General features: G+C 66.2%; 8 protein-coding genes. 3 read left to right on the forward strand and 5 right to left on the reverse strand.

What is annotated here, in order from left to right; genetic code table 11:
• The first annotated feature begins 500 nt into the window (after nucleotides 1-500).
• Nucleotides 501-701, forward strand: coding sequence for a hypothetical protein (locus VGK32_18920; protein ID HEY3383840.1), 201 nt, complete (start codon nucleotides 501-503; stop codon nucleotides 699-701).
• A 110-nt stretch (nucleotides 702-811) separates the two neighbouring features.
• Here VGK32_18920 and VGK32_18925 read toward each other — a convergent pair whose 3' ends face one another.
• Together VGK32_18925 and VGK32_18930 are read right to left on the reverse strand one after the other, a co-directional pair.
• The gene (locus tag VGK32_18925; protein ID HEY3383841.1) at nucleotides 812-1,738 is read right to left on the reverse strand and encodes an aminotransferase class I/II-fold pyridoxal phosphate-dependent enzyme; all 927 of its coding nucleotides are present in this window, start codon (nucleotides 1,736-1,738) and stop codon (nucleotides 812-814) included.
• A gap of 254 nt (nucleotides 1,739-1,992) precedes the next feature.
• Nucleotides 1,993-4,383, reverse strand: coding sequence for a winged helix-turn-helix domain-containing protein (locus VGK32_18930; GenBank protein ID HEY3383842.1), 2,391 nt, complete (start codon nucleotides 4,381-4,383; stop codon nucleotides 1,993-1,995).
• A 199-nt stretch (nucleotides 4,384-4,582) separates the two neighbouring features.
• Here VGK32_18930 and VGK32_18935 point away from each other — a divergent pair, with 199 nt between their 5' ends.
• Together VGK32_18935 and VGK32_18940 are read left to right on the forward strand one after the other, a co-directional pair.
• A complete protein-coding gene (locus VGK32_18935) occupies nucleotides 4,583-5,245 on the forward strand; it encodes a PEP-CTERM sorting domain-containing protein (GenBank protein ID HEY3383843.1) in 663 nt (220 codons plus the stop codon).
• Between the two features lie 121 nt (nucleotides 5,246-5,366).
• Entirely contained in the window at nucleotides 5,367-8,660 is a 3,294-nt protein-coding gene (locus VGK32_18940; GenBank protein ID HEY3383844.1) for a CARDB domain-containing protein, read from the forward strand.
• Between the two features lie 404 nt (nucleotides 8,661-9,064).
• On the opposite strand, the gene VGK32_18945 is transcribed toward VGK32_18940, so the two are convergent.
• Genes VGK32_18945 through VGK32_18955 form a run of 3 tightly spaced genes read right to left on the reverse strand, consistent with a single transcriptional unit; the run spans nucleotide 9,065 to nucleotide 12,036 of the window.
• Nucleotides 9,065-9,880: a nucleotidyl transferase AbiEii/AbiGii toxin family protein gene (locus VGK32_18945; GenBank protein HEY3383845.1), complete on the reverse strand. Its 816-nt coding sequence runs from the start codon at nucleotides 9,878-9,880 to the stop codon at nucleotides 9,065-9,067.
• Nucleotides 9,877-10,692 carry a type IV toxin-antitoxin system AbiEi family antitoxin gene (locus VGK32_18950; GenBank protein HEY3383846.1) on the reverse strand — a complete coding sequence of 272 codons (816 nt, stop codon included), beginning with the start codon at nucleotides 10,690-10,692 and terminating at the stop codon, nucleotides 9,877-9,879. Before VGK32_18950 ends, VGK32_18945 begins: the two co-directional genes overlap by 4 nt.
• Nucleotides 10,693-10,749: 57 nt before the next feature.
• Nucleotides 10,750-12,036, reverse strand: a complete 1,287-nt coding sequence (locus VGK32_18955; protein HEY3383847.1) for a tyrosine-type recombinase/integrase — start codon at nucleotides 12,034-12,036, stop codon at nucleotides 10,750-10,752.
• Nucleotides 12,037-12,359: the final 323 nt, after the last annotated feature.

A 12,359-nucleotide genomic window follows, 5' to 3' on the forward strand; every position in this document is an offset into this window, starting at 1 on the left:
TCACCGGTTCGATCCCGGTCAGGTCCACCAACCTTCGCTCTTGGCTGCACGCGAAGGTTGTCCCGCCGAGGCCCCGCAGGGCGAAGGCGGACCCCAACCAATCGGTGACCATCTGCGGCGACAGCCCTGCCTCGGTCATTCACTCCGTTTCCGACTGATTCGGGTTTCTCGATGCGCTGCCTATCCTGAAACCGGTTGCCGATAGGAAGCATTAGGGCGGTCTGCGCCAAGTTAACCGAACGGACGTTATCGGACCACGAGGTCGCCAGTCTACGTTCGGATCGCGATGGGCGAAGAAGGGCATGGCCTCCGCATCCACGCCAACAGCGTGCCGAAGATCGGCAAGGAGCTCTGGCGGGAAGCGGACGCGGACCTCTTCGCCGAGCCCGCCGTCCGCGGCGAGCTCGGCGGCTTCCCCGTGTACGGCGGCGCCGTGATCCTCACCCGACCGGGTGTCGCGCCATTCGTCCCGGCGACGATGGCGCGGGTGCGCGCGCGTCATGCACGAGAACCCCGCGCTGTTCGACCCGAAGCTGCCGCGCACCGCCATGCAGGTCATCTCCACGTCGCACCTGCGCGAGTGCGACTACGACCTGGACGAGCATCCCGGCCTTCGCGAGAGCGCGGGCGACTGCATGGCGATCGTCACCATCTTCCGGCAGCTCGACTGGAAGCAGCTGGCCGGCCTGCTCGCGAAGTAGCCGGCGTCACGCCGCTGCCCTCGCCCACGCGGTCGTCTGGATCACCGGAGGTCGCAATCGCCCCCCACACCAACGAGGTCCAGGTCCTCGCCATCTGCTGACGCGTGAGTTCAGTCGGCAAGGGTGGCGGCGTGGGCGGCACAGAAGGACCGAACGTCATCCGACAGGCGATCGTCATCGCAGGCGCGCCCCCAGAACTCGCGCGCTGCCCGGTTGAGCGCCACCTGGCGCGCCACGTGCGCGTCCTGCGGCAGCCCGGCGATGGCAGCCGCCGCGGCCAGCACGTTGATGTTGTTGGCAATCCTGAAGCGGCCCATGGCCTTCAGCGTATCGGCGTGCCCGACGGCGTAGCCCACGCGGAGCCCCGCCAGGCCGTAGACCTTCGAGAACGTGCGCGCCACCACCACTTGCGGATTCTCGAGCGCGAGCGGCAGCGCCGTCCGGTACGCCGGGTCCTCGACGTACTCGTGATACGCCTCGTCGACGAGGATGCAGGTGGTCGGCGACGACTTGAGCACGCGGCGATCGACGAGGACGGCGCCCTTGGCGAGCTGCGCGCCTCGCGGCATCGGCGGCAGCTTCACGGGCAGCACCGGTGTCTCGTCGGGAATGCTCGTCGTGAAGAGGAGCGCCTTCCCGTCGGGCGACCACTCGAGGCCGCCAGGCGCCCGTTCGACGCGCGTGAGCTGCAGCGTCTCGCGCCTGTCCGCCCACATGACGTGGATCTGGGTCGACCCCGAACGGTCCGACAGAAAGGCGATGCGCTTGCCGTCGGGCGACCAGGCCGGCGACGAGTCGCGCCATGTGCCCTCGGTCAGCTGCCGCAGTCGCTCCCCCTTCACGTCGATGACCCATAGGTTCGAGGAGGACTGGTCCTTCATGATGTCGACGAACCCCCGCGAGAAGACCACCTGACCGCCGTCAGGCGAGATCTGCGGATTCGAGACCGACTCCATCTGGAAGAACGTGTTGCTCTCGAGTGACCTGGCCCTCGGCTGGCCGGCGGCGGGCAGCGTCACGACTGCGGCAAGGGCCACGACCAGCAGGCTTCAACAGGCGGTGCGCATGCTCGCACTCCTTCCATCCATGGACCGGGGACGGTGCGGGACCTCTGGGGCGGGGCCATGATACGCCGGTTCGCGGTGCCCTGTAATTCGGTCTACGTCTCCGGCGGATCGGCGTTGCAGGGTGCCAGGCGTTCGCGTGCGGCTCCGGCGGCTGCAGACGGGCCCGATCGAACGCCCGCATGGGCCGGCGCCACTCGGGGCAGAGCCGCTGCTTCGCCCGTTCGTCACCGGCGCTGGAGGGCCTGTAGGTCAGCGGCCAGCCGCGAAACGCCGCGGGCGAGCGGCGCATCGGGTTCGGCCCCCGACAGAATCGGCTGGAACGCCGCGAGGACCGCGGCTGCCTTCTCGCGGTCGCCGGCAGACACCAGCAGCCGTGCCAGCCACAGATGGGCCTCCGACCAATCCTGCTGTGGCTCGAAACCCAGACACAGCCCCGGCATACCGACCAGCCTTTCGTAGAGTGCGATGGCGGCGGTGACGTCGCCCGCAAGGCGTGACGCGCGAGCGAGGCTGCCGACCGTGAAGGCGCTCTGGTACTCGTCCTCGGCCAGCCGCAGCCGCGCCATGGCGGTGTCCCTGTCGCCCAGGGCCCACGCCAACTCGCCCTCGAGTCGATGGAGGTCGCTCTTCTGCTGCGGGTTTGCCGTGTCGGAACCGGCGCGGACGCGCGCCAGCATCTCCTCCGCCCGCCCGATCGCTCCGGCACGGACGAAGGCCACGCCGACCCGCGAGCACATCCACGAGGCATTTCCAGATCTTGCCAGCGCCTGGGCAGCACCGCCCAGTTCCCGGAGCGCCCCGGCCCGGTTCGCGCGCGCGTCGAGCACCATCGACAGAAACAGCCGGTTTCTCGCCTCGCTAAGCCCGTTCGCCTCTGAGACGTTGAGGGCAATCGCCTGGTCCAGTCTGATCCGGGCCCGACCTGGCCGGCCGAGGTACAGCTCGAGTAGCGCGAGTGAACGCAGTGCCTGGGGTTTGATTCCTGCCGCCAGCCCTTCTTCGAACACCAGCCTGGCCCGGTCCGCCTCGCCGGCCATCACGAGCGCGAACCCGTACTCGTGGTTGAGATTGCCGGTCGTGAGCCAGCGCGGCTCGAGCGCAAACGCCCGACCGTAGTTTGCCAGCGCCTCCACGGGCTGACTCAGATCCCGAAAAGCGGTGGCCAGGTTCACGAAACCCCCGGCAAACCCCGGCGCGAGACGGATGGTTTCCTGGTACTGGATGATGGCCTCTCGCGGGCGGTTGTTCTCCCGCAGGAAGATGCCGTAGTTGTAACGCAGATGGAAATCGTCCGGGTACGCCTGCAGGTAGACCCTGTACTGGTCGGACGCCGCCTGGACGTGGCCCAGGTCGTGTTGGTAGTCGATCTGGATCGACATCCGTTCGCGGTCGGTCGTGCGATCGGCCAGCGCCAGCGCTCTCTCGTAGTACTGGCGCCCCTTCACGGGGTCCGAGAACACATGGCTGTAGTAGGCGGAGCCCAGCGCGGCGTACGCCTTGGCAAACTCCGGATCGTCGGCGACCGCGGTCTCGTACAGCCGTAGGGCCGGGCGGTACTCCCCCTTCTCCCACAGCGCCATGCCGTTCGAATACGCCTCGAGCGCCTTGATCGAAGGAGTCGTGACCTGGAGCAGCGGCCGGTTGCTCGAACGGATGGCGGCCAGCGACTCGCCGAGGCTGCGGCGGACATCCGTCGCCAGCGACTGGAGCGCGTCGAGCACATGGGCCTGATCGGGGGCGTACGCCACGGCTGACCGCACCGGCTCACCACTGTGCGGGTCGATGAGTCGGGCCGTCAAGGCATACTGCCGCGCCACCTTCTGGATCCCCAGCGAGACCAACCCACGGATGCTCTCCCGGCGGCAGATCTCGCGGCCGACGACTTCGTCGATGCGCGTGGCCGGTGCCTTACCCATGCGCGCCAGGGTGGAGGCGGCGCGCGACCGGGAGAAGACATTGGCGAAACGGGACTGCTCCATGCTGACGGTGAACGCCGTGGACAGCGACCGGTCGAAGATCGCTTCGCCGGTCTCGTTGAGGGCGTCGGTGATCAGGATGAAGTCTCTGGGACCGAACGTCGGCACGCGGTTCGGCTGGAACGACAGGTAGGACGTGCTCCCGAGGACGAAGAGCAGGAGGAGGCCGAAGGGCGCCAGCTTCAGGCCGCGGCGCCGCCAGGCCTGGCTCCAGAATCGTACGGGCGCGGGCGCTGGGCGTCCGGACACGTCGTCGCGCACTCCGCCGACGTCGGGCGCCGTCGCTGGTCCGGAAACGAGGCCTTCCCTGGAGGCCAGTCTCTCCACCGGGGCAATGAAACGGTAGCCGATGCGGGGAACCGTCTCGATGAACCGCGGCTCGTGGGCGTCGTCGCCGAGCGCGATCCGGATCTCCCGGATGCAGCGGGTCATGGCATTGTCGGTCACCGCGGCGTCCTTCCAGACGGCCGAAAGCAACTGCTCCTTGGTGACGAGGCTGCCGGCGTGCAGCAGCAGGCAGAGGAGAGTGTCGAACGTGCGCGGGGGAAGGTAGGACGCCGGCCCCGGCCCGGTCAGGCGGCGTTCCTGGACATCCAGTAGGAATCCGGCGAAGCGATAAGAGGCTTCCTCAGGCGACATCGTGTTCGCCTCGCGCCATCACGAAAAAATCACGACTTCGTCAAGACGCGTCGCTGCCTTGTCGGTATCTTAGCCTGTCTTGATCCCACGTCCAAGTTGCTCATCTCGCCCGGAAGGGGGGACAGGCAGCGAGGGGCTCGAGGCCCTGTTCAAAACCGGCACATCAGCCGCCACCGTGGGCGGGCCATCGAGGACGCAGATGTTGAAGACCATCCATCGCGCGCTCGTTCTGTTCGTTGCCGTGTTCCTCACGCCGTCGGTGCTGCTCGCGGGGCCCATTGTGATCAACTTCGAAGACAATGGCCTGACGGACGGCGTCGCGGTCTCGGACTTCTATAGCTTCTCTCACGGGCTGACGTTTGACAACGCCACCGTCCTCACGGCGGGCTTTTCCCTCAACGAGGAGAACTACCCGCCGCACTCGGGCGACAATGTCGTCACCAGCGGCGTCTTTGTGGACGGGGAAGACGGGAAACTCTGGATCGCAGGCGACTTCATTGGGATTGCGTTCGCCACCCCGGTCTTCGGGTTCGCCGGGTACTTCACCTACTCCGCCAAAGTGACCGTGACGGCGTTCGATTCGTCCGACAATCCGCTAGGTAGCGTGACGTCCCAGTGTTCGGAGAACTGGGTCGGGGTCGTTCCGAAGTGTGGCTGGCCCAACGAAGGTCTGGCTCTGCTGGTCGATTCCGGCGGAATCTCCAGCGTCATGATTGTGGGATCCGAAGAAGGCAGTTCCTTCGCCCTCGACGACGTCACCTACTGGGACGAACCGGTTCCCGTTCCTGAACCCGGCACGCTCTCGCTGCTGGCACTCGGAGTTTTCGGCGCGTGCCGCCGGCGTTTCGTGCGGCGGGGCTGAGCGCCTCGCCGATCTCGGAGGTCCGCACGCCTTCGCGCGCGCATGGCGCGGCCGGCAGGTGGCGAGAAGCCCGCGGCCGGAGCGTTCCTGTCTATTCATTCCTGCTCAGGAGGAGGACCTCGTGGACCATTCCGCAGTTGCTCGACGGAACAGACTCGTCGTGGCCCTGCTCGGCGCAGTGGCCGGCGTGCTCTTCTCCCAGCCGGCGTGGGCGGTGCAGCGGATTGACTGGGTCAGGGCCAACCCGTCCAGCGTCCCCACCGGCGCCCCGGTCCTGGTGACCATCAGTGCCCAGGTCGCAGCCGATCCGAACCTCCTTGCGGCCAGCGTCAACCTCGTCCAATACGATTCGGCCGGCAAGCCCATCGGCACTCCGGGCCGGATGTACGACGACCAGACGCATGGGGACGCCCTGGCCGGCGACAACATCTTCACCACGCAGGTCGAGGTCAATCAGCCGGCGCCGACCATCCTGAGATACCGGGTGTCGGTCGCCTACAAAGGCACGCTGAGGAGACTGCTGTCCGGCATCGCGAGCATCGACGTGGCCGTTCCCTTCTTCGAGGAGGTTCCCGGATGGCGAATGCCGGAACTTGCGGTGACGGGCCTGTTGATCGCCCCCGAACGATCGAACCCCGGCGATGTCGTCACGCTGAGCGCGACCGTGGCGAATACCGGGAGAGGGGTTGCGTCGACGGCCACGCTGGTCTTCTCGATCGACGGCCTGGAGGTTCAGCGCGTGCCGGTGGCGCCCCTGACAGGAGGCGAGGGCGCCGGGTTCACGGCAACGTGGCAGGCGGCGGGTTCAGGGCCACACCAGGTGCGCGCCGAGATCCTGCCCGACGGGTACGACCGCAGCAGGGAGAACAACACACGAACGGCCGTCGCGCGGGTGTCCGGAGAGAACCCGCCCGCGCCGGCGCTCGAGTTCGTCGGGCCTGATGCCTCACCGTCGCCCGGCACACCGCTCACGGTGAAGGTGCGCAACCCGAGCTTCGCCACGATCGGAAACGTACCCCTGTCTTTCTACCTCGATGGTCAGTGGGTCTCCGCGCAGCCCAACAACTACATCGAGTATCTGGCGCCGGGATCCGAAGCGGTCTTCCAGGTGCAGACAGGCGTCCTCGTCCCCGGCGAGCATCTCTTCACAGTCAAGACCTTTCCTCTGGTGTCCGACATTGGTGGCATCATCGATCCCGCCCTCGCGCAGTTGAAGAGCTGGGTGGTGACCGTAGCCGGCTTCACGCTCCTCTACGAGGATCCCCTGCAGGACAAATGGGTCTCCATCGGCCCCCGCATTCTCGACAATGGCGTCGCAGGGCGGATGAACGCCATCACGTTCGACCCCCGGTCTCCCTACAAGACCGCGTATGCCGCGGGCGTGGGCAATGACGCGAGTGTTCCGGCCGGTGCCGGCGTCTGGAAGACGACGGACGGCGGTGGCAGCTGGTTCCCGGTGGGCGACAAGCTCTCATCGATGATGATCGCCGCGGTGGCGGTGGATCCGCACGATCCCGCCATCGTGTATGCGGGTGGCACGCACGGCATGTTCAAGTCCGTCGACAGCGGCGCCACCTGGTCGAATTTCGCCGACGTGGGCATCGCCCCAGAGACGGGGAAGATCGTGGTCCGCCAGACCGCCTCGGGGCAGGTGCTGCTCTACGCCACGTGTCAGCGCGGCGTGATCCGCTACAAGAGCGGAAACCCGCTTGCCCCGTCGAGCGGCCCATTGGACTGGGACGTCATCAAGCTGGGCACGGTCAGCGACCTGGCCGTTCATCCCTCCAACAGTTCGATCCTCTATGCCAGCATGGCCGGGAACGGGATCTACCGCACGGAGATCGGCGAGAACGCCATGGTGGAAACGACCCCTGGCACCCACAGCTGGACCAAGCTCACCGCGGGGCTGCCTTCGATCACCAAGGAGATGCGGGCGACCCTCGACATCCACCCGCTGTATCCCGGGATGCTCTATGCGGGAATCACCATGCCGCAATCCGGAGTGGACTTCGCCATTTACCGCAGCAACAACGGCGGGAACGACTGGGCGGTAATCAAGGCCTATGCCACGTATGACCTGGCCGACGACGGCTACAAGCGTCCCGCTTACAACCCCTACATCCGGGTGGCCCCGAAACCCGCGACGGGCACGTACCTGCCCGAAGTGATTTACTTCGGGGGGGCCGATCTCTACCAATTCGTGAACTACTACCCCTTGACGTCCCCCGTGATCGTTCCGCAGGGCGGCACCTACATGGTGTCGGGCTACGGCGTCAAGCAACGGGCGGGTGCGGACATCAAGGCGCTTGTCTTCCACCCCGACCCCGTCAACCAGGACAAGTACTACTACTCCCTGGGCGACCAGGGCATCTTCGTCTGCAGCATCCAGACGACGCCCAAGCAGGCGGCGCTGACCGGCAGAAAGTACGGGGAGGCCGGGGACGACTGCATCAATCGGAACGACAATCTGCGCGTCACCGAGTTCTACGATTTCGACGTATCGCGCACCAACCCCGACCTGATCCTCGGCGGCACCCAGGATACAGGCACGGTGCTCTTCGACGGCGACTCGACGTGGAAGGAGGCCTGGGGAGGGGACGGGATGTATTCGCTGATCAATCCGTTCAACGACAGCATCATGTACGCGCAGCATCAGTCGCTGAGCTCTACGGTCCGGTCACCGGATGGGGGCCTGAAATGGACGGCCAACAAGTTCCACGAATTGTGGGAGAACTACGGGAACAAGGGGTACATCACGATGGACCTGAACCCGGCCGTGGCCGACGGAGTGATTGCGCTCGGAAAGGACGGGAACGGCCTGCTGTACACGACGGACGGGGGCAAGACCTTCGAGGGGCTCAACTACTGGACCGGCGCCGTGAGCACGGTCATCGTGCACCCCACGACCTATGCATGGATTATCGGCACGCACAAGGGCTCAATCCTCCATTTCAACAAGGGCACGGGGATCACCAGTGCGGTGTTCACCCACCCGTTGGGTCAGAGCGTGTTGAGCCTCGCCGTGTCGCCGGTGAACCCGAACAGGTTGTTTGCGACGTTCGATATGTCGTACTGCGTGAATTGCACGGATCAGCGTGTCTACTACATCGACCTCGACTCGTCGAACTACGTCAACTCCAAGGCGCAGGACATCACTGCCGCGTTTCCGGAGAACCTCACGCCGCGCGTGATCGTCGGTGATCCCTACGACGCGAACGCCGCGTACGTGGGGACGGAGCGGGGTGTCTGGCGCTGGAGGCCGGCGGGCGCCGGCATGTTTCACTGGCAGCCCTACAACGACGGCTTCCCGCTGACCACCGTGGTGAAGCTCCTGATTGCCCCGGACAAGAAGCTGCTGGCGGCGACTAAGGGGCGAGGCGCGTGGCGGGTGACGGTTGGCTCCGCCGGCCAGTAGTAACCCCAGGCAGCGGTCGAAGCCGTTGACACGGACGCCGAGCGAGCCCGTCGGGGGATCGGACGGCCATCGCTGGCGGCCGCCGTTCGAGCTCGAACCTCCCGCCGCCGACGCCCCAACGGAATTCGGCCATGCGACGCGGCGTCAGCCTCATTTGCCTCATTACATCCGGTGACACGGCATGGCTCCTGTCGGAATGTGCGACGGCCAAGGCGCTGGGCAAGTATCTGGTCATCCTGTGCGAAGGAGGAGCAGACTTCAAACCCGCAATCCTCGGACAGGACTACGAATACATTTCATTTCCGTTGGGGGCGGTGGGCGGCCGTTCACGTGTGCGCCGGCCGTCCACGGCGCCGGCATCGTCCACCGGCGGGACTGCGCGGAGGACGATCGGAGGGATTTCCTCAGCCCTCTCCCTTCCACGGATCGCCAGGCAGTCGGGCAATGAGGCGCGACGACACGACCGGCGCTTCGGCCTCCGGGTCCCACGAGTACCCGGACGAAAGGAGCGGGCTGATGTCGGTGAGGAACGCGGCGTCCTGCATCTTCTGCTCGAGGTTCTCCTCGACGAGGGCGCGCGTGATGGAATGCTCTTCGTGTTCCATGTAGACCTGGAACGCGCGTACCACTCGCTCAGGATCCACTCGGCGGTCGCCGAGGGCCGTCGCCAGATCGAACAGGTCCCGCCCGGCCTTCCGCTGGTAGAGCGCGCGCAACTTGGTCGCGAGAAGTTCATCCAACTCGTAGGTCTGGACCTCGCAACGCCCCCCGAACCACCGCGACGACACCTCGAACGGCGCGTGCGTGAAGCCAAACACCGCGAAGTGCTCGCGGGTATTCGTCTCGACCTCGAGCTTCAGCGGGACCGGCGGAACGTCCTCGGATTGGAACCGGTAGGTGAAGGTCACGCGGCCCTCGCCCTGCTTCCACTTTGGCTTCCCGAGCCAGGGGTCGAGGGTGGCGCGGAGCGCGTCCATCATCGGTCCCGCGGGTTCCGGCCTCACCTGCACCAGGTCGATGTCCTCCGAGTAGCGGGCCGGCGGCCGCAGGTGAAGCTTGTAGAGCGCCGTCCCACCCCGAAACGCCAGGGCTGACCTCAGCACCGCGTTCGAGAAGATCTCGACCAGCGCGCGGCTGATGACGAGGTCCTGCTCGACCTGGAAGTCCTCGATCCAAGGTGCGTGGGCCCGCCACTCGGTGACATAGTCGTGCGGGATCACAGCTCGGGTTCCACCCGCGTGTTGATGTAGAGCTTCCAGCCTTCGCTTCGAGGAACGTGGCGGCGACCGGAAGGACGTGGTGCGTTCACCAGGAGTGGAACGGATTCGCGCGCGCGTTCGCGGACCCGGTCCTTGAGCCCCGTGGTCTTCTCGCTCGCCCCGACCAGTTCGAGCAGATAGCCCAGACGCTGCGCCCAGGGTATGGGTGCAGTCGCCGCGGCCGCGGCGAGCTTCTCGGGATCGAGCTTGCCGGCGAGCTCCGACAGCACGGTGCCCACGTTATCGAGTCCGCCGGCCCGATGCGGGTAGCCGACGAGATCGACGGCGGTCGCTTCCGGCGTCGACGCCAACACGGTGCCGCGAGGAGTATTGATGCTCTGGATGGGAACCTCGGAGAGCCGCTTGCGCGTGACGAACACCACTCGCACATTGCCGCATGCAATCGGTAGCCGCGGGCGCTCGAGCAGCACTTGAAAGGCCTGCGGACGTTGATGCGCGGCGCCGTGGTACTGGGCAGCCGTCAACAGCCCGGCGTAGTAGTTGAGGCCGAGTGCCCTCATCAGCGCCGGGATGAACTGGTCAGCAGGAAGGCATCGAATCGAGCGGTATTCGGGCGGCACCACCGCGTAGAAGCCCCTTGCCGGGGTCGCGATGATCCCCTGCTTCGAGAGTCGGAGCAGTGCCAGCTTCGCGGCCGCCTGTGAAACACTCAGGGCCTTCTGGGCGTCGGCGAGCCCGAAGAGGTACCGCCCCGAGGCAGCGAGGCTGTCAACGTACTGCCGAGCTTTGGTGGCCCGTCCTTCCGGTTTCATGTTTGGAAAGTAACACTTTGCGATACTTTACGCGAGTGGATCCGTAGAACGCCGTCCTCACTCTCGCGCAAACGCGAGGACGCGCACAGAGGACGGTTCCAGGATGTGCGCGAGCCACCGGTCCCACGCGTCCAGGGCCACACGCTTCTCCGCGTCGAACTCGTATCGTTGATAGACCAAGGTGGCCCTGGCGCCGCGATCGACGTGGTTGAGGACCCGCGAGATGGTCGTTCGCGGAATCCCGGCCATCGCCATGTTCGTGGCGCATGTGCGGCGCAGGTCGTGTCGGTGAAACGAGAACGACAGCAGGTTCTCACCGGATTGCTTCGTGGCTCGCTTCAGCTCGGCCCCGGCCTTCACAGCGCGCAGCGCGACCGACCCGCCCTTGATGCCGGCGAACACCCAGGGCGATTCCTTCGGCGCGTCGCCCCTGGCCTCCTCGAGCAAAGCCACCACGCGGTCGGTCAGCGGCACCCGGTGCGTGACGCGGTTCTTGGTCGCCGACTCGGACAAGGTCCACCACTTCGCGGCGAGGTCCAGGTCGGCCCATCGCATCCTGAACACTTCGCCTGGCCGCTGGCCCGTGAGCAGCAGCACCTGCAGGCCGCGCGCGATCATCGGGCTGATCGCCGCAACGTCATCGTCGTCGTTGCTCCTGCGCTTCAGCCGCGTGATCTCCTCGAGCACCGCCCACAGTTCTCGGATCTCGGCGCCCGACAGCACACGCTCCCTCCCTTGCTCGTCGCCGCCTGGTTTCGGCAGCCGCAGCGCAGGGTTTGCCACGATCCCCGGGATGTCCTCCTCGAGTGCCTTGTTGTAGATGCGCGAAACGAGCGCGAGGACGCGGTTCGCCATGACCGGGGCCGGTCGCTCGGCAATCGATCTCAGGAGCGTCCGCACCTCTGCGCGGCTGACGTCGGACGCCTTGCGGTCGCGCCACGCGGGCAGGAGTGCGTTGTCGAGGATGCGCCGGTCTTCCTTCCACGAGCGCTTGTGCTTGGTGGCGTACTCCTTGAGATACCAGGCCGCGAGCTCGCCGAACGACTGGATCTGCTTCCACGCGGCCTTCACGTCAGCGGGGTTCTCCCCCTTGATTTGAACCCCGCGGCGGTTCTCGAGCCCGAGGCGGCGCGCGTCCGCGAGCGTGACTGCCGGATACGTCCCGAACGTCAATCGTCTGAGCCGGCGGGAGCCGTGCGCGCGATAGAGGTAGCACCAGGTCTTGCGACCATGCTCCGACAGCCGAAGCACGAGGCCGGGTTCATCGGCGTCGAAGTAGTCGACGCGCCCGCCGGTGGGCTTCAGCGTCTCGAGGAAGCGCGCGGTGAGATGAAATTGCGGCATCCGAAAAGCTCTCGATGTCGAGTCAGCGGGTCACCCGTGGGTAACCAATGGGTAACCAACTGACGAGAGCTCAACTGAAATGCGCCGGAAGCGCCAGAGACGAGATCCGCTGTTTCTCGTTTATTTGTGCAATCTCGGTGAACAGCAGGCAACTGACCGAAACAGGTCGAAACGGCATTCCCCCTGAATGGCATTCAGGAGGTCACCGGTTCGATCCCGGTCAGGTCCACCAACCTTCGCTCTTGGCTGCACGCGAAGGTTGTCCCGCCGAGGCCCCGCAGGGCGAAGGCGGACCCCAACCAATCGGTGACCATCTGCGGCGA

The sequence above is a fragment of the Vicinamibacterales bacterium genome (assembly GCA_036504215.1).
Classification (GTDB): Bacteria; Acidobacteriota; Vicinamibacteria; order Vicinamibacterales; family Fen-181; genus FEN-299.